The sequence below is a fragment of the Streptomyces sp. Root1310 genome, assembly GCF_001426425.1.
GTDB lineage: Bacteria > Actinomycetota > Actinomycetes > Streptomycetales > Streptomycetaceae > Streptomyces.
On record NZ_LMEQ01000001.1, the window covers coordinates 1,987,980 to 2,008,786 of the forward strand.

A 20,807-nucleotide genomic window follows, 5' to 3' on the forward strand; every position below is an offset into this window, starting at 1 on the left:
CGAGCGGGAGGGACCCCCACCGACTCCCCTCGGCCCTGAGGGAGCCGGCGCCGAATCACGACCCGCACTCGGCGAGAGCCTCCGTCACCGAAGCCCTCGTCGTCCCCTCACGGCGAATCGCTGACCACAAGCGTGATCAAACGGACACGTCGCGTCAACACCTGGACAGAGATTTATTACTTACGTCCCCTTTGTGGTGGGCGCGCACGGAAGCACAGCCGGGCGCACCGATGCCGACCCGGACCATGCGCGACAGCGCTTTCTGCGCCCGCGCACCGCGAGCCGCCCGCCGCGGGGCGTTCCGCACCCGTGCGCCCGCACCGCCGCCCGCACCGACAGCCGCGCCGCCGGTCACCGGTCGGCGCCCCGCCGGTCACCCGCAGCCCGGTCGCAGCCCGGCCGCCGCCCGGTCGCCGCTCAGACGACCTCGTACGCGAGGCCTCCGTAAGCCGGTTCGGGCTCCACCGGGACCGCGCCCCGGCGTTCCTCGACGCCCCGGCGCTCCCGCGCGCCCCCGTGGTCCGCCTCGACCGCACCGGGTTCCGCGCAGCGGTCCAGTTCGCACCAGATGCGCTTGCCCGCACCCTCGACGCTCCAGCCCCACCGGTCGGCGAGACCGTCGACGAGGGCCAGCCCACGGCCGCCGGTCGCCTCGTCCCCGGCACACCGGGGCACGGGGGCCCGGTCGCTGCTGTCGGCCACCTCCAGCCGGACGGTGGACGGCTCGGCCGTCCCGCCCGGCAGGGACAGCCGCAGCACGGCCGGACAGCCGGTGTGCACCACGGCGTTGGTCACCAGTTCGGAGACGAGCAGGATCAGCGTCTCGGCGAGCGGCTCCTCGTCCCCTATCCCGGACCCGGCGAGGCGCGAACGGGCCCACCTGCGGGCGCGCCCCACCTCAGCGGGGTCGGGCCGGATCTCCAGCTGCACTTGAAGCACCTGCACCGCTCACACCATCCGAACCGGCGGACACATGGCCGTGCGCCACGCAAGCCACGCGAGCCGCGTGAGCACCATGACGACGGGGGCCACGATCGTAGCCATTTTCTGCATGGCCAGAACAACAGCCAGAGGCAGGGTGACGGAACGTGAATCCCTTACGAGACAGCTTGGTTGACATACAGTCACCTCAACAAGCGCTTCGGGCATATTCCAGCGCGAAGGAGTACCCGTGCGGCATACTGTGCGACGCTCGTTGCGGGGAGTCGAACAGGCGGGCCCCAGAGGCCCGTCCGCCCTGCGAGCGGCGGCGCGCACCGCCGGATCCGGCACCGCCCCAGGGGCACCGCCGGCATGGCTCATGCTCGGAACCACTCGCATCCCACAGAAGGTACCGGAGAGGCCCGCCGACTCCGGGCCGTGACGGGTCACGCATCGGACACAACCCGATATCAACGCTCCGTGATTCCGGTATGCCACAATCCGCGACACCCGTACGGCCGTCCACGCGCCGCCCCCGCCGTCACCGCAGGCCGACTCCCCTAACGGCCCCCTCCGCAGAGCAGATCGGCCGCGAGCAGCTCCTCACCCTCCGTACCGCCACCCGCACGCCGGGTGCGCAGCCAGGCCCGCTTGAGCAGCAGATGTACGTCCGCCTCCCAGGTGAAGCCCATGCCGCCGTGCACCTGGAGACAGTCGCGCGCGCCGCGTACGGCGGCCTCGTCGGCGAGCAGCCGGGCGGCCGCGATGTCGGCCGGGTCGGCGGTGACGGCGGCCGCGTAGACCGCCGCGCGGGCCACCTCGACCCGCACCAGCAGTTCCGCGCACAGATGCTTGACCGCCTGGAAGGCGCCGATCGGCTGCCCGAACTGCTCGCGCGCCCGGGCGTGTTGCACAGCGAGCTCGCACGCGCGCGTGGCCGTGCCGAGCTGCTCGGCCGCGGTGAGGAGCACGGCGACGGGATCCACGGCCGCCGAGACGCCCGGAACGCGGTGCAGCGGCGTCAGCGGATCCACCGACCGCAGCGGCACGGCACCGCCGGCCTCCCCGCACACGACGTCCGCCTCGGTCAGCCACTCCACCAGCCCGCCGCCGTCCACGGCCGCCACGACCGTCTCCCCGTCGGCCGCGCCGGGCACCCGGCCCGCCGCGAGGTGGGTGGCCACGAGCGGCCCCGGCAGCAGGGCCCGGCCCGCCTCCTCGAACGCCAAAACGGTCTCGGGCAGCCCGAGTCCGACCCCGCCGTCCGCCTCGGGCAGCCGCAGCGCGAAGAAACCGGCCGCCCCCAGCTCCCGCCACAGCGCCCGGTCCAGCCACCCCGGCCGGTCCACGGCGGCCCGCAGCGCCGCCCGGCCGAAGCGGCGCGCCAGCAGCCCCCGTACTCCGTCCCGCAGCGCCCGCTGGTCCTCCGTCAGTCGAAAACGCATGTCGGGGGTCACCGTCCTTTCGGCAGGCCCAGGATCCGTTCGGCCACGATGTTCCGCTGGATCTGCGAGGTCCCCGCCGCGATGGTGTACGAGAGGGAGGAGAGCCGGTCGTGGACCCAGGGGCGGTCGGTGTCGAGGGACTCGTCGCCCAGGACGTCGGCGGCCGTGTCGTACAGCTCCTGGCGGGCCTGCGAGTACCTCAGTTTGAAAACCGAACCCCCCACGCCCGGCAGACCGCCCTTGGCCTCCGCCTCGCTCACGTTCCACTGCGTCAGCCGCCAGAGCGCCCGGAACTCGGCGTTGAGGGCGCCCAGCCGCCGCCGCAGGGCCGGATCGTCCCAGCGGCCGTTCCTCCGTGCCTCCACGGCGAGTTCGCCCAGCACGCGCCGGCAGGCGACGACCTCGCCCACGAACGCGGTGCCGCGCTCGAACGACAGCGTCACCATCGTCACCCGCCAGCCGTCGTTCTCCTCGCCCACCCGATGGGCGACCGGCACCCGCACCTCGTCGAGGAACACCTCGGCGAACTCGGCGGATCCGGCGAGGGTGCGCAGCGGCCGTACGGTGATGCCGGGGGCGTCCATGGGCATGGCCAGCCAGGTGATGCCCCGGTGCCTGGGCGCCTCCGGATCCGTGCGGACCAGCAGTTCGCACCAGTCGGCGACCTCCGCGTGCGAGGTCCAGATCTTGGACCCGCTCACCACGTAGTCGTCGCCGTCGCGCCACGCGCGCGTGCGCAGCGCCGCGAGGTCCGACCCGGCGCCTGGCTCGCTGAAGCCCTGGCACCACACCTCCTCGCCGCGCAGGATGGGCGGCAGCCAGCGGGCCCGCTGTTCGGCCGTGCCCTCGGCGGCGATCGTCGGCCCGGCGTGCAGCAGTCCGACGAAACCGGCCCCGACGTAGGGCGCGCCCGCCTTCTCCGTCTCCTCCAGGAAGATCAGGCGCACGCCGGGCGAGGCCTGCCAGTGGACGTCGGCGTACCCGGCCTCGTACAGCGTCCGCTGCCAGCCGAGGTCGTAGGCGCGGCGGCCGGGCCAGTCGTCCGGGGAGGGCTTCGGCGGGAGCGCGGGCAGCGCCTTGCCGAGCCACTCGCGCAGCCGGGCCCGGAACTCCGCGTCCTCGGGGCTGTCCGCGAGGTCCATGGTCCTGCTCCCCCCCCTGCCCTGGTCCCGGCGCCGGCTACTTGTCGAGGTCCAGGTCCAGCATGCGGATCGCGTTGCCCCGCATGAGCTTGTAGACCGTCTCGTCGTCGAGGCCCTTGACGTGGTCGAGGGCGACCTCCCTGGTGTGCGGGAAGGTCGAGTCGACGTGCGGGTAGTCGGTCTCGAAGGTCGCGTTGTCGCGCCCCACCACGTCCAGGGACGCGACCCCGTGCTTGTCGCGGAAGAAGCAGCAGAACATCTGCCGGTAGTAGTACGTGGACGGCGGCTCGGGGATGAGGTCCCTGACGCCGCCCCATGCGCGGTGCTCCTCCCAGACGTCGTCGGCCCGCTCCAGGGCGTACGGGATCCAGCCCATCTGGCCCTCGGAGTAGGCGAGTTTGAGGTGCGGGAACCTCACCAGCACCCCGCTGAACAGGAAGTCCATCATCGAGGCCATGGCGTTGTTGAACGATAGGGACGCCTGGACGGCCGGCGGGGCGTCCGGCGAGGCGGCCGGCATCTGCGAGGACGAACCGATGTGCATGTTGACGACCGTGCCGGTCTCCTCGCACACCGCGAAGAACGGGTCCCAGTAGCCCGAGTGGATCGACGGCAGCCCGAGGTGGCTGGGGATCTCGGAGAAGGTCACCGCGCGCACCCCGCGGGCCGCGTTGCGCCGGATCTCGGCGACCGCCAGATCGATGTCCCACAGGGGGATCAGGCAGAGCGGGATCAGCCGGCCGCCGCTGTCCCCGCACCACTCCTCGACCATCCAGTCGTTGTAGGCGCGCACACAGGCCAGCGCGACCTCCTTGTCGTGCGCCTCGGCGAAGGTCTGTCCGCAGAAGCGGGGGAAGGAGGGGAAGCAGAGGGAGGCCTCGACATGGTTGAGGTCCATGTCCGCCAGCCGGGCCTTCGGGTCCCAGCAGCCGCGCCGCATCTCCTCCCGGGTGATGCCCTCCAGCGTCATCTCGTCCCGGTCGAAGCCGACGGCGGCGATGTTGCGCTTGTACGGGAACTTCAGGTCCTCGTAGATCCACCAGTCGGTGGGCTGGCCGTCCGGGTCCATCGTGATCTGGTACTTCCCGGCGACGTAGGCCAGCTCGCCGATCCCGGCGGTGAGGGGCTGCGGCCCCCGGTCCCGGTACCTCTGCGGCAGCCAGGTCGCGAAGAGGTGCGCGGGCTCGATCACGTGGTCGTCGACGCTGACGATGCGCGGCAGTTCGGTGCTCATGGCTTCCCCTCCGCCTGGCGGAACGCCAGGCGTCCGATGGACGTGTTCCGGCGCCGTCCGAGTTATCTGATGACCCGTCAGATCAGTTCTCCCCAGCAGGCTAGCCCCCGCCCCCTGGACCGACAAGGCGACCGGCCCTACGCTCTGCCCAAATCTGACAGCCCGTCAGTTACGTCAGGGGGCCGACGTGAACGACACCGCCACCGCCCACGAGCTGAGCGCGTCCCGCACCCTCTGGGACCTGCTCGCCCGCCGCGCCGACCTCACCCCCGGCCGCCGGGTCCTCCTCCAGGACGACCGGGCCCTGACCTTCGGCGAGCTGCGCGAGAGCGCCGAGCGGGTCGCGGCCGGGCTGCACGACATGGGCGTACGCCCCGGCACGGTCGTCGCCTGGCAGCTGCCCACCCGCCTGGAGACGGCCGTCCTGTCCTTCGCGCTGGCCCGCCTGGGGGCCGTGCAGTCGCCCGTCATCCCCTTCTACCGCGACCGCGAGGTCGGCTTCGCGCTGCGCGAGTCGAAGGCGGAGTTCTTCGCGGTGCCGGGCGTCTGGCGCGGCTTCGACCACGGCGAGATGGCACGGCGGCTGGGCGCGAAGGGCGTCTTCGAGGCGTACGACGAACTGCCCGACGGGGATCCGGCCGTACTCCCGCCGCCACCCGCCGAGGGCACGTCGGTGCGCTGGATCTACTGGACCTCGGGCACCACCTCCGACCCCAAGGGTGTGCTGCACACCGACCGTTCGCTGATCGCGGGCGGCTCCTGCCTCGCCCACGCGCTGCGCCTCACCGCGGACGACGTCGGCTCGATGGCGTTCCCGTACGCCCACATCGCCGGCCCCGACTACACCGTCATGCTGCTGCTCTACGGCTTCCCCGCGGTGATGTTCGAGCACTTCGCGCTGCCGGACGCGCTGGACGGGTACCGGCGGCACGGGGTGACGGTCGCGGGCGGATCGACGGCGTTCTACTCGATGTTCCTCGCCGAGCAGCGCAAACGGCCGGACACGCCCCTGATCCCCTCGCTGCGGCTGCTCGCGGGCGGCGGAGCGCCCAAGCCGCCCGAGGTGTACCACGCCGTGGTGCGCGAGATGGGGGTGCAGCTGACACACGGGTACGGGATGACCGAGGTACCGATGATCACCATGGGAGCGCCGGACGACACCGCGGAGAACCTCGCGACGACGGAGGGCCGGCCGCCGGAGGGCATGCGGATACGCGTGGTGGAGGGCGAGGTGCGGCTGCGCGGCGAGGCCGTGTGCCAGGGGTATCTGGATCCCGCCCAGACGGCCGACGCGTTCGACGCGGAGGGGTTCCTGCGCACCGGCGACCTGGGGCATGTGACCGACAGCGGGCATCTGGTCCTCACCGGGCGGCTGAAGGACGTCATCATCCGCAAGGGGGAGAACGTGTCGGCCAAGGAGATCGAGGACCTGCTCGCCGCCCACCCGGCCGTCGGGGACGTGGCGGTGATCGGTCTGCCCGACGCGGAGCGCGGGGAGCTGGTGTGCGCGGTGGTGGAACGGGCGCCGGGGGCCGGGGAGCCGTTGACGCTCACGGCGATGGCCTCGTATCTGCGCGCGGGTGGCCTGTCGGTCCACAAGCTGCCGGAGCGGCTGGAGGTGGTGGACGCCCTGCCGCGCAACGAGACGCTCCGCAAGGTACTGAAATACAAACTGCGCGAACGCTTCGCCGACTGAGCCCGGCCCGGACGAGCGAGACTCGGGCGAGGACGACTCGGGCGAGGACGACTCGGGCCAGCGCGACTCGGGCCAGCGCTTCGCCGACTGAGCACGACTCGGGCGAGCGTGACTCGGGCGAGGGTGCGTGCCGTCTGGTGCGTGCGGTCGGGTGATCTCCCCGCCCGCGGTGGCTGCCGGTCGGCTGGGGGCTACTCGGCGATCGTGAAGTAGCGGGCGAAGGCGGGGACGATCTCCGCCTCGCCGACCTTGCCGTCCGCGTCGGCGTCCAGGACGTCCGCGGCCCCCCGGGCGACCTCTTCGGGTGCTCCGAGCGCCCTGAGCACCCGTACCGTGTCCGCGACCGTGGCCCGGCCGTCGCCGTCGGGGTCGGCGATGTCCAGGGCCGCGTGCAGGAAGGGGCGGGCGATCTCGGCGAACCGCTCCGGATTGTCGCGCAGGCGCTTGACCGCGCCGTTCACGAACTCGTCCCGGCTGATGCGCTGGTCGCCGTCCCGGTCGGCGATGCCCGCCATGCCCTGCCAGAACGCCTCGGCGCCCGCGTACAGCGCCTGCCCCTTGTCGGACCGGGCCGCGGTACCGAACTCGGCGAGCAGCGCCTTGGCCGCCGCGCCGAAGTCCGACCGGTCGATGTAGCCGTTGCCGTCCTGGTCGAAGGTGGCGAACCGGGCGGCGATCCTGCGTTCGTACTCGCTGCTGACCATGTCTTCTCGGGCCGCCTTACGTCATCGCGTGGAGATGCTGCTGGGAGTGGTTCCGGCAGGGAGCGTACGACGTCGGCGGCTCCCGGGCGGCGGGAAAGCGACGCCTGTACCAAGACCGGGGAAATTCCGGGACGAGGGTGTAGCGGAGGGAGCCCCGTCCGGGCAACGTGCGGGCCTACGCCGAGAGCGGTTCCGTCCCGTCGTCCACGGCGGCCGCGAGGTCCCCGTAGACGTCGAAGAGGCGGCGGACGCCCAGCGCCCCCAGCACCCGGTTGACGTGGGAGTCCTCCGCCGCGCCCCGCGCGGGAAGTATCAGGCGCAGCCGCCCCCGGCAGGAGCGGATGAGGCGGCGCGAGGCGATGAGGACGCCGACGCCGCTGGAGTCGCAGAAATACACCTCGGAGAGGTCCAGGACGAGACTGTGGCGCCCCTCGGCCACCTCGTCGTGCACCTTCTGACGCAGTACCGGCGACGTCACCAGATCCAGCTCGCCCGACACCTGGAGCACGGCCCATCCGCCCTGCTCCCAGCCGGTCACTTTGAAGGCCACCACCACGCCCTTCGCTCGCTGTAGCTCGCGGAAAACGGAAGCTGTCCCTTCGCTTCCATGCAGCGCGGCTGCCCAGCGGCCGTGCCCCGAAACACCGCAGGAAAAACAGAAACGAAGAGAAAGAGGCTTGTTCCAGTCACATCCCGTCCGGTTCGATCCTTCTGCGTCGGGTACGCGCCGCCCATACCACCCCCTCGCGGACAGGGGGCGCACATTGAAACAAAGGGGCGTGCGTTGTCGGACGTGCCGACTACATTTCGAGGTGACGGTGGACGCACGCTGGACACACGCACAGGCAGAGGCACGCGCACGGGTGAGGGGGCCGCATGGCGAAGAAGGACGCACCGCCCCGCTGGGACCGCAAGATGCAGCAGCGACTCGCGCGCGGTGAGGCGGCCGCCCTCGGCGAGCTCTATGACCGATTCGCTTCGCTCGTGCACGGTCTCGCCCACCGCGTGCTCGGAGACGAACGGGCGGCCGACGGCATCACCCGCGAGGTCTTCGCGCATGTCTGGGAACACCCCGACGCCTACGACCCGAAACAGGGCCCGCTGCGCACCTGGGTCGCCTCGTTGACCCACCACCTCGCCGTGCAGCGCCTGCGCGCCACCGAGACCGCCGCGCTGGCCGAGGCCGGCCCCGGCTCCGCCGAGGCGACCGAGGAACTGGAACGCAGGGTGCGCCACGCCTCCGTCGCCGCCCGCGCCGACTACATCGTCCAGGCCATGCCCGCCCCGCTGCGCGCAGCCCTGGAACTGGCCTACTTCCAGCGGCGCGACTACCGCCAGACCGCGGCCGACCTGGGCGTCACCGAGGACGAGGCCCGCCGCCGGCTCCGCCTCGGCCTGCAACTCCTTTCCACCGCCCACGACTCGGCGGCCCCCGGGGCACCGCCCGAGTACGGGGGTGCGGCGTGAGTGGCGAGAACGTGTTCCCGCCGCCCGAAGACGGCGGAGACGAAGAGGACATGAAGAGGGACGAGGAGCGGGACGAGGAGCGGGACAAGGAGAGGGATACGGAGGACGGCAGGGCAACGGCGTCCAGCGACGACGGCAACGCACCGAGCCGCCCCGGCGGTCCCGGCGGTCCCGGTGCCGAGGCTTCCGGTGACCGAAACGGCACGCCGCCGGGGGGCGGACACGGCCGCCCGCCGCGCATCCCGCTCCCCCGCGCCTCCGTGGAGGACAGCGGGCTGCCGCTGCCGCCCGCGGAGCCCGCCGGCCCGGGACCGCTCACGCTCGAGCACCCGGTGCTCAAGTCCCTGCTGGGCGCCTGGGCGCTGGCGGCCTGCTCGGCCGAGGAGACGGCGGCCGTCGAGGAGCACCTCGGCGACTGCGGAGCCTGCGCGGACGAGGCACGGCGGCTGCGCGAGGCGGTCGGCCTGCTCCAGCGCCCGGAGAGCCTCGACCTCGACCCCGGCCTGCGCACCCGCGTCCTCGACGGCTGCCTGACCCGGCGTCCGCCCCGCATCCCGGTGCCTGTCTGGGCGGCCTCGTACGACGCCGAGACCGCGCGGCTCGACGCCCTGCTCCAGGACTTCGGGGACGCCGAGTGGCACGCGCCGGTGCGGCTGCGCTGGTTCCGCGGCGAGGGGGCCACGAGCCGCCGGACCACCGTCGCCGGAGTGATCGCCCACCTGCTCGCCGTGGACGGGCTGGTGGCCGTCGCCCTGGGGCTGGACGACCCGCTGGCACCGTTCGCCACCGGCGACGGGCCGGGCGCGACCGGCGAGACGAACGAGCCGGACGAGACGCGCAAGTCGGACAAGGCCGGCGGGCGCGACGGGTCGGCCGGGCCGGGCGGCCCGGTGGACACGCCGGCCCGGCGCACCGAGTCGTTCTGGGCGGGCTCGCACTTCCCGCCCACCCGTTCGGTGCGCGGCCCCTGGCGCGAGCAGACCCACGCCCTGGTGCGGACGGTGTCCTTCACGGGTGGGGGCACCTCCCGGGCAAGCGAAGCCGGGCGCGGGGAAGGCCCCGGCACCATGCCGGTGTCGTACGGCGGTTTCGAACTGCCGCTGCGCGACGCCATGCTGGACCGGGCCTTCGAGTGCTGGGTGCACGCCGAGGACATCGCGGAAGCGGTCGACTACCCCTACGCGCCGCCCGCCCCACGCCATCTGCACGGCATGATCGACCTCGCCGCGCGGATGCTGCCCGAGACCCTCGCGGCCCGCCGCCGCGCGGGACTCGCCACGCCCTCGCGCACCCGCCACCTGGTGACCGCGGGCCGCCCCGGCCGCAGCCTGCGTCTGGAGATCGAGGGTTCGGGCGGCGGCGAGTGGCTGATCCCGCTGGATTCGCCGGGCGCGGTGGGCTCCGCCGACCACGAGGTGGCCCACGTCGCCCTGGACGACGTGGAGTTCTGCCGCCTGGCCGCCGGCCATGTCTCCCCGGAGGAGGCGGCGGCGGGCCAGCTGGGCGACCGCGAGGCGATCAGGGACGTACTGTTCGCGGCGGCGTCACTGAGCCGGATGTAGCCCGAAGCGGCCGGATGCGGACCCGAGCGGCCCGATACGGCGGGACATGGCCGGCGCGGGGCCGGCAGTGCCTGCGGGCTGCCGGGTCGGGCCGCGACGGGCCTGCACCGGCAGCCCGCCCAGCCCCGCCCCACCCCGCGACGGCTACGCGAAGACGACCGTGCGCCGCCCGTTGAGCAGGATCCGCCGCTCCGCGTGCCACTTCACGGCCCGCGCCAGTGCCTGGCACTCCACGTCCCGCCCGACGGCGACGAGCTGGTCCGGCGTGACGCCGTGCCCCACGCGCTCGACCTCCTGCTCGATGATCGGCCCCTCGTCGAGGTCGGCCGTCACATAGTGGGCCGTCGCCCCGATCAGCTTCACGCCCCGCGCGTGCGCCTGGTGGTACGGCTTGGCGCCCTTGAAGCTCGGCAGGAAGGAGTGGTGGATGTTGATGATCCGGCCGCTGAGCTGCTTGCACAGATCGTCGGAGAGGACCTGCATGTAGCGGGCGAGCACGACCAGCTCGACGTCCTGCTCACGCACCAGTTCGAGCAGCTCCGCCTCGGCCTGTGCCTTGTTCTCCTTCGTCACGGGGATGTGGCGGAAGGGGATGTTGTACGAGCCCACCAGCTCGGCGAAGTCGGTGTGGTTGGACACCACGGCCGCGATCTCCACCGGCAGCGCGCCGATGCTGGCGCGGAACAGCAGGTCGTTCAGGCAGTGCCCGAACTTGCTGACCATGAGGACGACGCGCATCTTCTCGTCGGCCCGGTTGATCTGCCAGTCCATGTGGAAGGAGTCGCCGATCGCCGCGAAGCTCGCCCGGAGCTTGTCCACGGTCACCGGAGGCTCGGCCGAGAAGTGGACGCGCAGGAAGAACAGACCCGTGTCGTGGTCACCGAACTGCTGACTGTCCTCGATGTTGCAGCCGGTCATGAAGAGATAGCTCGACACGGCGTGCACGATGCCCTGCTTGTCGGGGCAGGAAAGGGTGAGGACGTACTGGTCGGCGCCGGTCGCCGGGGCTCGGGTGGGCTGCGCGTTCATGCCCGCCAGGGTCGCACACCGGCCACCGCCGTGGGCAATCGTTCCGCAGGGCGGAACACGGCCCCCGCGCCGCCCCCTCCGGCTCCGCTTACGCGGCGCGCGTCATGATCCGCAGCACCTCGAGGGTGCGCGGCGGCGCGTCGGCGTCGTCGCCGTCGCTGGCCGCCATCCGCACGTGCGCGTCCCGCGCCGCCCGTACCGCCTCCGGCCACGCCTCGTGGTCGACGTACGCGGAGACCGGGGCGTCCGGCCCGACCTGGTGCATGATCCGCAGCACCCGCAGCACGGCGGTGTCCACGAGGGCCGCCTCCTGCGAGTCGCGGAAGATCGTGCCGACGTACTTCTCGGCGGACCAGTTGTCGAGCCAGGTGTCCTCGACGAGGCGGTACACGGCGTCGGTGACGTCCCCGTATCCCTCGACGCCGGCCAGCCAGACGTTCTGCTGGAACACCGGGTCGGAGAGCATGTGCAGCGCGGAGCGCACATTGCTGCGCCAGCGCCACCACGGCATGTCGTTGAGTGGCATGCCGCCCATGGTGGGGGAGCGACGGCCGCGACGGGAAGAGTTCTCCGAACCTTGCACGGTCATAGATCGTACGTTTCCCCCTCCCCCGTACCGCAGGGGCCCCTGTAATTCACCTGGCCGTCACCACCCGTTGACCGTGGGTCACTCCCAGGTTAGCGATGTGACGGAATCGTGCGTGTCCATGACCGGCAAGCGACGCACGTCACCGCGAAGCACCTTCCTCCCCAGGTCCTTCCGCTTCACCAGGTCCGTCAGAGCGACCGCCCTCTCGGCGGGTGCCCTGGCCGCCTGTGCGTCACTCGCCGTCGGCTGCGGGGCCGTCCCCGGCATCTCGGGGGGTTCCGGGGACGGCCCGATCGTCGTCATGACGTGGGCGCCCGAGGAGACGTCCGCCACCAACAAGCCGGGCATGCCGGCCTTCGCCCTCGCCTACGCCCGCTGGATCAACGCGAACGGCGGCCTGAACGGCCGCAAGCTCAAGGTCCTGACCTGCAACGACCACAACGACACCGTGTCCGCGGCGGCGTGCGCCCGGCGCGCGGTCAAGGAGAACGCGGTCGCCGTGGTCGGCTCCTACAGTCAGCATTCCGACGCCTTCTTCCCGCACCTGGAAGGCGCCGGCATCGCCTACATAGGCGGCTACGGCGTCACGAACGCCGAGTTCACCAGCCCGCTGTCCTACCCCGTCAACGGCGGCCAGCCCTCCCTGCTGGCCGGCCTGGGCAAGGAGCTCGGCCCGACCTGCGGTCCGGTCTCGCTCGTACGCCCCGACACCATCGCCGGCGACGCGCTGCCCCCGATGCTCAACGCCGGACTGACCGCGGGCGGACACAACGAGGCCGAGGACCAGCGGGCTCCGGAGGACGCCACCGAATACGCGACGCAGGCCGAGGCCGCCATGAAGAACGCGACCGGCGAATCGGCCGGGGACGGGAAGGGGTGCGTGGTGACCGCGCTCGGGGACCGCACCGCCACCTTCATGGACTCGTTCCGGCGCACCCGCGCGGACTACCCCGACGTCCGCACCGGCACCGTCCTCGGCAGCGTCGACCAGACGGTGATCAACGCCGCGGGCGCCGCCTCCGGCCCCTTCGAGGGGGCTTACGTCACCGGCTGGTACCCGGTGACGAGCGACCCCGCCTGGGCGCCGATGAAGAAGGTGATCAGCGAGGAGGCGTTCTCCGACACCCGGATCGACCCCACCGACACCGGAGTGCAGACCACCTGGATCGCCTACACCGTGTTCCGGCAGGCCGTGGAGGCACTGGACGGCGGAGAGGTGACCGCCGACTCCGTACGGGGCGCCCTGGACAACGGGCTGAAGGTCACCACGGGCGGACTCACGCCGACGCTCCGCTGGGGGTTCACCGACCGGCTCGCCTCCATCGGCTTCCCCCGCCTGGTCAACGCCGACGTCACCCTCCAGGCCGTGCGGAAGGGCCGCCTGGTGTCCGCCAAGAAGGGCTTCGTGGACGTGACGAAGACCCTGGAGAAGGCCGACATCGACTGACCCGCCGCGACCGGGACACCCGCCCGGCCTCGCGGACCTGGCCACCTGGCCGACCCGGCCGGCGCCGTCTCCGCGGCGGCGCCCGGCCGGTCCGCTTCTACAGCTGGGTGGGCTGGCGCTCCGTCAGGCCGTAGGTCCGCGCGATCTTGTTCCACAACTTCGCGGCCTGCGTCTTCTGGGCGCTTGCGGTGCCGCTCGCGCGGTTGCCGGCTTGGGTCTCGGAGGTGGTGCGGGCCGAGCCCTTCTTGCAGCTCTTGTTCTTGTTGCCGGCGACCTGGTCGGCCCAGGTCGCGTAGTGGTTGTCGGCGGACGCGGACGCCTGCCACGCCTTGGTGAGGGCCGTGGTCAGCGCGGTGTGGTCCGGCAGTTGGTCGACCTTCAGCGCGGACAGTCTGGTGACCAGTTCGGAACGCTGCTTCGCCGCGTCCCGCAGGTCCGTGGCGGCCTGGGCGAGATTGCCGCACGCCTTCACATCGGCCACCGCGCTGATCACGCTGGCCCGGCTGCTGCCGCTGTCCGCGAGCAGCTTGTCCAGCTCGACGGCCTGCTGCTCGGCCGCACCGGTGGACGCCGAAGCGGACCCCTCGGTCGCGGGGGCCGACGCGGCGACGGTCTGGTTGTCGTCTCCCTCGCCACCGCCTCCGCCCGCGAGCATCGCGCCCGCGCCGACGCCGACGACCGCGAGCGCCACGCCGACCGCCGCGAACAGCGGCAGCCGCGAGCCGGTACGGCCTCCCCGGCCACCGCCGTCGTCGCGCGCCCCGCGCCGACCGCCCGCCGCCGGGTCCCCGGGCGGGGTGTAGGCGGCCTGCGGGGAACGGGCCGCGGGCCCGGCGCCGTAGCCCGGTGCGCCGCCGTGGCCGCGTCCGGGGGTGTCCGGCTCGGAGAAGCGCGGGAGCTGCTGCGTGGATCCCGCCGGGCTGTCGGTGGCCGGCCCGCTGCGGAAGAGGTTCTCGAACTCGGCGGGCGGCTGCCGGTCGCCGTCGGCCTGCGCGGGGACGGGCGGGATGTACTGCGTGGGCTCGGAGTCGGAGTACGCGCCGGGCTGCGTTCCGGGGGCCGGCATGGGACCCGGGGCGTTGTGCGGGGTACGGCCCAGGTACTGGGTCGACTCGGCCGGAACCTCGGGCGGCAGCGCGCCGGGGGCGACCGGCGGTATGTACTGCGTCGCGCCCTCGTCGGCGGGGGCGGCGGGGACGGGCGGCAGGTACTGGGTGGCGCCCTCGTCGGCGGCACCGGGTCCGGCGAACTGCGGCGGGTACGGGCCACGGCCGTCCGCGGTCGGGCCGGCCGGGACCGGCGGTATGTACTGCGTCGCGCCGTCGTCGATCGAAGCGGGGGCGGCGGGCGGCAGGGGTGCGCCCGGCGCCGGTACGTTCTCCGGTGGGAGCGGGCCCGCGCCCGCCGGGGTGCCGCCGCTCCACGGGGCCGACTGCCCGCTGTCCCACTGGGCCTGCGGCTGCTGCGAGTACTGAGGCTGGTGCTGCTGGTGTCCCTGGTCCGTTCGGCCCGGTCCGTCCGGCTGGTCCGCCGGGAGCGGCCAGCCCTGGGCGGACTGCTGCGGGGCGGGCGTCTGCCCGCCGGGACCCCAGGGGTCACCCCAGGTCTGTCCGCCGGCCGGCGCCTGCTGCCCGTACTCGGCCTGCCCCTGCGGCGCGTGCTGCCCTTGCTGCCCGTAGTCCGGTTGGCCGTACTGCTGCTGCCCGTACTCGCCCTGTCCGTACTGCTGCTGCCCGTACTGCTGAGCGCCGTACTGGCCGGACTCGTGGCCCGACGGCGGCCCCTGCGGCGGTCCCTGGCGGGGTACCGGCCGCGGCGGGTTCGTCGTCATTCCCGGCAGCAGGGGTTCCCCACCGTCGGAGGGCAGCACGATGCCTTCGCGCGCGGGTTGCGCCGAGGGCTCCTCGCCCTGTCCACTCTGCGTCACCGGGACTCCTACGAATGGGGGACCTTCGGAATCGTCGGCTCACGCTACCGGGTCCCCGGAACCCCGTGCCACGCAGCTCAGAACGTGACCTCTCTCCCACCCCGTCGGACAGTGACTTCGGTGACGGCTCCGGAGCGCGCTGCGCGTATCCGCACCTCCTTCCGTGCGACAGCGCCGTTTCCCGTGTGTTCACGCGGTGGCGCCCCGTCCGTTCACGCCGCGGTCTGCAGCTCCAGCCGCGCCCCGAACTCCCTTACCACGGACTCGTCCCGGAACGGTTCCAGCCGTTGCTGGAGATCCTCCAGGTACTCCGCGCCCCGGTTGGAGCGGAGCGTCTCGAGGAGTTCGACCGCCTTGAGGCCCGTGTGGCAGGCCTGTTCGACCTCGCGCTGCTGCACCTGCGCGGTGGCGAGCAGGACGTAGCCGATCGCGCGCCGGCGCGCACGGCTCTCCGGGTGCCCGGCCAGGGACTGTTCGGCGCAGCGCGCCGCCGCCTCGGCCTGGCCCAGGTCGCGGTGACAGTGCGCCAACTCGTCGGCCAGATAGGCCTCGTCGAAGTGCGCGATCCACGCGGGATCGTCTCCGGCGGACGGCTCGGCCGCCTCCAGCGCCGAGACGGCCCGCCCGGACGCCGCCTGCGCCCCGCGCGCGTCCCCGAGCAGCGCGTGGCCGCGCGCCTCCGCCGCGAGGAACATCGCCTCCGCGCGCGGTGTCACCCGCCCCCGCGCTCCCTCCTGCGCGGCGCGCGCCAACTGCGCGATCTCCCGCGGGTTTCCGAGCTGCGCGGCGAGGTGGCTCATGGACGCGGCGAGGACGTACCCGCCGTACCCTCTGTCGCCCGCCGCCTGGGCGAGCCGCAGGGCCTGGATGTAGTAGCGCTGGGCGAGGCCGGGTTGGCCGGTGTCGACGGCCATGTAGCCGGCCAGTTCCGTCAACCGGGCGACCGCCGCGAAGAGTTCCCGGCCCACCGCCTCCCGGTAGGAGCCGGCCAGCAGGCCCGAGACGACGCTGTTGAGGTAGTGCACAACGACCGGACGCACATGCCCGCTGCCGTACTGGTGGTCCAGGTCGACCAGCGCCTGCGTCATCGCCTTGACGGCCGCGACGTCGGAGAGGCCCACCCGGGGCCCGGCGGCCCGCGCCACCTGCGCGTCGGGCGAGGAGATCAGCCAGTCGCGGCTCGGCTCGACGAGGGCGGAGGCGGCCACGGACGAACCGGAGAGGAAGTCCCGCCGGCCCACGTCGCTGCGCCACAGTTCACAGACCTGCTCGATGGCCCCCAGTACCGTCGGCGAGAACTGAAGACCCACGCCCGAGGCGAGGTTCTTGCCGTTGGCCATGCCGATCTCGTCGATCGTGACCGTCCGGCCGAGTTTGCGGCCCAGCGCCTCCGCGATGATCGCCGGGGCGCGGCCCCGCGGCTGCTGTCCGCGCAGCCAACGGGCCACGGACGTCTTGTCGTAGCGCAGGTCGAGACCGTGCTCGGCGCCGCACATGTTGACGCGGCGGGCGAGCCCGGCGTTCGAGCACCCCGCCTCCTGGATGAGCGCCTGCAACCGTTCGTTCGGCTGCCTCGCGACTAGCGGCCTTGCGGCCATGGGCACTACCCCCTGTGGCTGCGGTGACCGGGACGGCGGGTGCCCGTCCACACACCGAGTTGACGTGTCTTCCACCGAAAAGTTCCGGCCGAGAAGATCAATGCCCCACAGCCACAGCGAAAATGCGAGGCATGTGAGGATTGCCAAGACTTGCCGAGGAATACAGAGAATTGCCGGGTTACCGGCGGACGCCCGCCCCCTCTACCTGGTTACCCGCTCCCGCGCCCGTTCCTCCCGCGCGCCCCCGCCCGTGCACCCATGCGCCCCGGACGCGGAATCGATGCTCCTCCCCCGCGCATTGTGGCGGGCGTAACCCCTGGTGACGGCTAGAGTTGTGTTCATCGTGGAAGAGACCATCGCGGGCGCCGAAGCCACTCAAATCCCGAAGCAGCGCGGGGAATCGCTGCTCGAGACCGCTGTTCGCTACGCCGAGGAACGTCATTGGGACGTCTTCCCCGGCACCTGGCTGGAACCCGTCGACGGACTGCAGCGCTGCTCCTGCGGCGACGGCGCGTGTGCGGCACCGGGCGCGCACCCCGCGCGCCCCGACTGGGCGACACAGGCCACCGGCAGCGCGACGGTCGCGCGCCGGATGTGGCAGAAGCAGCCGACCGCGTCGATCCTGCTGCCGACCGGGCGTACGTTCGACGCGATCTCCGTTCCGGAGACGGCCGGGTTTCTCGCGCTGGCGCGGATGGAGCGGATGGAGCTGACCCTCGGTCCCGTCACGTTGACGCCGGACCGGCGGATGCAGTTCTTCGTGTTGCCCGGGGCGTCGGCGAAGGTGCCGGACCTGGTGCGCAAGCTGGGCTGGTCGCTGGGCGCGCTCGACCTCCTGACGCTCGGCGAGGGCCTGTGGGTCGCCGCGCCGCCCACGCGGTTCGGGTCCCGGGGTGCCGTGCAGTGGGCGTGCCGGCCCACCGCCGCGAACCGCTGGCTGCCGGACGCGGAGGAGTTGATCTCGCCGCTCGCCTACGCCTGCGGGCGGGATCGCTGACTCCCTGAGGCGCTGTCTCCGCCGTAGGGTTCGTGCATGACGTCCGTACGCGTGCGTAACCTCTGGAAGCGGTTCGGGCAGCAGGTCGCCGTCGCCGGAATCGATCTCGATCTGCCGTCCGGGAAGTTCATCGGGCTCGTCGGGCCGAACGGAGCCGGGAAGACCACGACCCTGTCGATGGTGACCGGGCTGTTGCGGCCCGATCAGGGCTCGGTCGAGGTGGTCGGACACGACGTGTGGCGGGACCCCGTCGAGGTGAAGGCGCGGATCGGCGTACTGCCGGAGGGGCTGCGGCTGTTCGAACGGCTGTCGGGGCGTGAACTTCTCGGCTACAGCGGGCGGTTGCGGGGGCTGCCGGGCCCCGAGGTCGACAAGCGGGCCACGCAGCTGCTCGACGTCCTCGATCTGGCCGGGGCCCAGCACAAGCTCGTCGTCGACTACTCGACCGGCATGCGGAAGAAGATCGGGCTAGCGGCCGCGCTGCTGCACAACCCCGAAGTGCTCTTCCTGGACGAGCCGTTCGAGGGCGTCGACCCGGTGTCGGCGCAGATCATCCGGGGAGTGCTGGAGCGGTACACCGCGTCCGGGGCGACGGTCGTCTTCTCCTCCCATGTCATGGAGCTCGTCGAGTCGCTGTGCGACTGGGTGGCGGTGCTGGCGGCGGGGCGGATCCGGGCGCACGGGACGCTGGAGGAGGTGCGGGGTTCGGCTCCCTCCCTGCAGCAGGCGTTTCTCGAACTCGTCGGGGCGCAGGGCCGGGACACCGGTTCCGACCTCGACTGGCTGGGCGGCGGGGCGGTCCGGTGAGCGAGCCGACCTCTCCGCCGGGCCTCGTCCCCACCGTCGTACGGCTGAAGCTGTCGCTGCTGCGCAACGGGCTGCGGCAGTCGGGCGGGCGGCGGGCCGCGTATGTCGCCTCCGCCGTCGTCACGCTGCTGTTCGCGGCGCTTCAGCTGCTCGGGCTGATCTTGTTGCGCGGGCACGACCACGCGGTGTCGCTGGTGGTGCTCCTCGCGGCGGTGCTGGGGCTGGGCTGGGCGGTGATGCCGCTGTTCTTCCCCAGCGGTGACGAGACCCTGGACCCGACCCGGCTGGTGATGCTTCCGCTGCGGCCCCGGCCGCTGGTGCGGGCGCTGCTGGCGGCCTCCCTGGTGGGCATCGGGCCCCTGTTCACGCTGCTGTTGCTAGTGGGGTCGGTGGTGTCGGTGGCGCACGGGGCCGCCGCGTGGACGGTCGGCGTACCGGCCGTCGCCCTCGGGCTGCTGGTGTGCGTGGCCCTCGCCCGGGCCGTGGCCGCGGCCAACATCCGGCTGCTGACCAGCCGTAAGGGGCGCGACCTCGCGGTGCTGAGCGGACTGGTCATCGCGATCGGGGCGCAGGTCGTCAACTTCGGGGCGCAGCGGCTCGGGTCGTCCGGTCTCGGGCAGCTCGATCCGGCGGCGGACGTGCTGCGCTGGCTGCCGCCCGGCTCGGCGATCGGCGCGGTGGATTCGGTGAGCGAGGGCGCGTACGGGACGGCCACCGCGCAGCTCGTCGTCAGTGCGGGCGCTCTGGTGCTGCTGGTGCGGGTGTGGACCCGGAGCCTGACCCGGTTGATGATCTCGCCCGACGGTTCCACGCTCCAGGCGGCCGAGCCGACCGCGCGGGAACGGCGGAGCTCGGGGCTCGGACGCCTGCTGCCGGGCGGGCGCACCGGCACCGTGATGGAGCGCGGTCTGCGCTACATCTGGCGCGACCCGAAGACGAAGGCGGCCTGGGTGACGTCGCTGGCCATCGGGCTGATCGTGCCCGTCTTCAACGCCTTGCAGGGCACCGGCTCGATCTACTTCGCGTGCTTCGCCGCCGGGATGCTCGGCATCCAGATGTACAACCAGTTCGGGCAGGACACGTCCGCGTTCTGGATGGTCGCGATGACGATCTCCTCGCGCCGGGACGCGTACGTCGAGCTGCGCGCGCGGGCGCTGGCGCTGCTGCTGATCACACTGCCGTACGCGACGCTGGTGACCGTGCTGACTACGGCGATGCTCGGCGACTGGTCGAAGCTGCCCGAGGCGCTGGGGCTGTCGCTCGCGCTGCTCGGCGCGATGCTGGCGACGGGTGCCTGGACCTCGGCCCGCTTTCCCTACTCGATTCCGCAGGAGGGCTACAAGAACGTCGCCCCCGGTCAGGCCGGTCTCGCCTGGATCGCGATCTTCGGCGGGATGGTCTCGGCCGCCCTGCTGTGCGCGCCCGTCATCGCGGTGACGATCTGGCTGCACGTCACCGAGGGCGGGGACTCCTGGACCTGGCTGCTGCTGCCGGGGGGCGCGGTGTACGGCGCGGCGATCACGCTGCTGGGACTGCGTCTGGCCGCACCCCGGACGGCGACCCGTCTGCCGGAGATCCTGACAGCGGTGAGCAAGGGCTGACCCGCGCCCGCGCCCGCCGCTGCAGCCTCAGCGGCCGGGGGCGAACCTCACCCCACCCCGCCCGGCCCGGCCCGGCCCGAGAGACGCTTCCTGGCCGGCTGATCGCCGGGGGGTGCGGCCCCGCGCCCGCTCGAGCGCCGGGGGCGTGCGGCCCCGCGATCGCCTGCCCGTCGAGCGAGCGGCGGGAGACGCTTCCTGCCCGTCTGACCGCCGGGGCGAGCGGCCCGGGGACCGTCTGACCGCCGGGGCGAGCGGCCCGGGGCCCCGGGGGGCCTCCCGAGGGCCCCGGACCCCGGGGGGCCTCGGGAGGGCTTCGGACCCCGGGGGCCTCGGGAGGGCTTCGGCGGGCGTCAGAGAGCCTCCGGTGGGCCGCAGGGGTCCCAGGGATACGAGGGATACGTCAGAGCCCTCAGGGGACCTCAGAGGCGCCGAGGAGGGCGGGCCCGAGGGGCCCGAGGGACCCGGGGGGCCAAGCGGACTCAGGGGCCCAGGAGCCCGTCGGGGAGCCAGGGGCCTGAGGGCACCGGAACTCTGCTCAGGAGCCGGGGCCTCAGAGGGCACCGGAACTCACAGGGCCAGGGGACTCGGAGGGGCGACGGTGCTCAGATGGCCAGGGGACTCGGAGGACACCGGTGTTCAGG

17 protein-coding genes are annotated in these 20,807 nt (G+C 72.8%); 7 read left to right on the top strand and 10 right to left on the bottom strand.

The window, feature by feature from the left end; genetic code table 11:
• Positions 1 to 417: 417 nt before the first annotated feature.
• The 4 genes from ASD48_RS08590 to ASD48_RS08605 all read right to left on the bottom strand — a co-directional run bounded on the left by ASD48_RS08590 (position 418) and on the right by ASD48_RS08605 (position 4,742).
• Positions 418 to 930 (bottom strand): ATP-binding protein, encoded by a 513-nt coding sequence (locus ASD48_RS08590; protein WP_057600754.1) that lies wholly within the window; start codon positions 928 to 930, stop codon positions 418 to 420.
• A 551-nt stretch (positions 931 to 1,481) separates the two neighbouring features.
• Positions 1,482 to 2,366, bottom strand: coding sequence for an acyl-CoA dehydrogenase family protein (locus ASD48_RS08595; RefSeq protein ID WP_057601083.1), 885 nt, complete (start codon positions 2,364 to 2,366; stop codon positions 1,482 to 1,484).
• Between the two features lie 8 nt (positions 2,367 to 2,374).
• Complete coding sequence (locus ASD48_RS08600) at positions 2,375 to 3,508, bottom strand: acyl-CoA dehydrogenase (RefSeq protein WP_057600755.1); 1,134 nt, start codon at positions 3,506 to 3,508, stop codon at positions 2,375 to 2,377.
• Between the two features lie 37 nt (positions 3,509 to 3,545).
• Positions 3,546 to 4,742 carry an amidohydrolase family protein gene (locus ASD48_RS08605; protein WP_057600756.1) on the bottom strand — a complete coding sequence of 399 codons (1,197 nt, stop codon included), beginning with the start codon at positions 4,740 to 4,742 and terminating at the stop codon, positions 3,546 to 3,548.
• A 187-nt stretch (positions 4,743 to 4,929) separates the two neighbouring features.
• On the opposite strand from ASD48_RS08605, the gene ASD48_RS08610 reads away from it, so the two are divergent.
• Positions 4,930 to 6,438: an AMP-binding protein gene (locus tag ASD48_RS08610; RefSeq protein ID WP_057600757.1), complete on the top strand. Its 1,509-nt coding sequence runs from the start codon at positions 4,930 to 4,932 to the stop codon at positions 6,436 to 6,438.
• Positions 6,439 to 6,629: 191 nt separating this feature from the next.
• Here the strand turns inward: ASD48_RS08610 and ASD48_RS08615 are convergent, their stop codons facing one another.
• Positions 6,630 to 7,142, bottom strand: a complete 513-nt coding sequence (locus tag ASD48_RS08615; RefSeq protein ID WP_057600758.1) for an EF-hand domain-containing protein — start codon at positions 7,140 to 7,142, stop codon at positions 6,630 to 6,632.
• Positions 7,143 to 7,317: 175 nt separating this feature from the next.
• Entirely contained in the window at positions 7,318 to 7,698 is a 381-nt protein-coding gene (locus ASD48_RS08620) for an STAS domain-containing protein (protein ID WP_020130204.1), read from the bottom strand.
• A 320-nt stretch (positions 7,699 to 8,018) separates the two neighbouring features.
• Here ASD48_RS08620 and ASD48_RS08625 point away from each other — a divergent pair, with 320 nt between their 5' ends.
• Both ASD48_RS08625 and ASD48_RS08630 read left to right on the top strand, forming a co-directional pair.
• Positions 8,019 to 8,609 carry a sigma-70 family RNA polymerase sigma factor gene (locus tag ASD48_RS08625; RefSeq protein WP_057600759.1) on the top strand — a complete coding sequence of 197 codons (591 nt, stop codon included), beginning with the start codon at positions 8,019 to 8,021 and terminating at the stop codon, positions 8,607 to 8,609.
• A gap of 50 nt (positions 8,610 to 8,659) precedes the next feature.
• Positions 8,660 to 10,171: a zf-HC2 domain-containing protein gene (locus ASD48_RS08630; RefSeq protein WP_057600760.1), complete on the top strand. Its 1,512-nt coding sequence runs from the start codon at positions 8,660 to 8,662 to the stop codon at positions 10,169 to 10,171.
• A gap of 144 nt (positions 10,172 to 10,315) precedes the next feature.
• Here the strand turns inward: ASD48_RS08630 and purU are convergent, their stop codons facing one another.
• On the bottom strand, positions 10,316 to 11,200 hold the full coding sequence (gene purU, locus ASD48_RS08635; protein ID WP_057600761.1) for a formyltetrahydrofolate deformylase: 885 nt from the start codon (positions 11,198 to 11,200) through the stop codon (positions 10,316 to 10,318).
• An 88-nt stretch (positions 11,201 to 11,288) separates the two neighbouring features.
• On the bottom strand, positions 11,289 to 11,789 hold the full coding sequence (locus tag ASD48_RS08640; RefSeq protein ID WP_078615735.1) for a hypothetical protein: 501 nt from the start codon (positions 11,787 to 11,789) through the stop codon (positions 11,289 to 11,291).
• 118 nt (positions 11,790 to 11,907) lie between these two features.
• Between ASD48_RS08640 and ASD48_RS08645 the strand changes: the two genes are divergently transcribed.
• Positions 11,908 to 13,236 (top strand): ABC transporter substrate-binding protein, encoded by a 1,329-nt coding sequence (locus tag ASD48_RS08645; RefSeq protein WP_057600762.1) that lies wholly within the window; start codon positions 11,908 to 11,910, stop codon positions 13,234 to 13,236.
• Between the two features lie 97 nt (positions 13,237 to 13,333).
• On the opposite strand, the gene ASD48_RS08650 is transcribed toward ASD48_RS08645, so the two are convergent.
• A complete protein-coding gene (locus tag ASD48_RS08650; RefSeq protein WP_057600763.1) occupies positions 13,334 to 15,163 on the bottom strand; it encodes a hypothetical protein in 1,830 nt (609 codons plus the stop codon).
• 212 nt (positions 15,164 to 15,375) lie between these two features.
• Entirely contained in the window at positions 15,376 to 16,761 is a 1,386-nt protein-coding gene (locus ASD48_RS08655) for a hypothetical protein (protein ID WP_057600764.1), read from the bottom strand.
• 334 nt (positions 16,762 to 17,095) lie between these two features.
• On the opposite strand from ASD48_RS08655, the gene ASD48_RS08660 reads away from it, so the two are divergent.
• Genes ASD48_RS08660 through ASD48_RS08670 form a run of 3 tightly spaced genes read left to right on the top strand, consistent with a single transcriptional unit; the run spans position 17,096 to position 20,166 of the window.
• Positions 17,096 to 17,758, top strand: coding sequence for a bifunctional DNA primase/polymerase (locus ASD48_RS08660; protein WP_107104243.1), 663 nt, complete (start codon positions 17,096 to 17,098; stop codon positions 17,756 to 17,758).
• Positions 17,759 to 17,794: 36 nt separating this feature from the next.
• Positions 17,795 to 18,565: an ABC transporter ATP-binding protein gene (locus tag ASD48_RS08665; RefSeq protein ID WP_057600765.1), complete on the top strand. Its 771-nt coding sequence runs from the start codon at positions 17,795 to 17,797 to the stop codon at positions 18,563 to 18,565.
• Positions 18,562 to 20,166, top strand: a complete 1,605-nt coding sequence (locus ASD48_RS08670) for a hypothetical protein (RefSeq protein ID WP_057600766.1) — start codon at positions 18,562 to 18,564, stop codon at positions 20,164 to 20,166. Before ASD48_RS08665 ends, ASD48_RS08670 begins: the two co-directional genes overlap by 4 nt.
• The last annotated feature ends 641 nt before the right edge of the window (positions 20,167 to 20,807 follow it).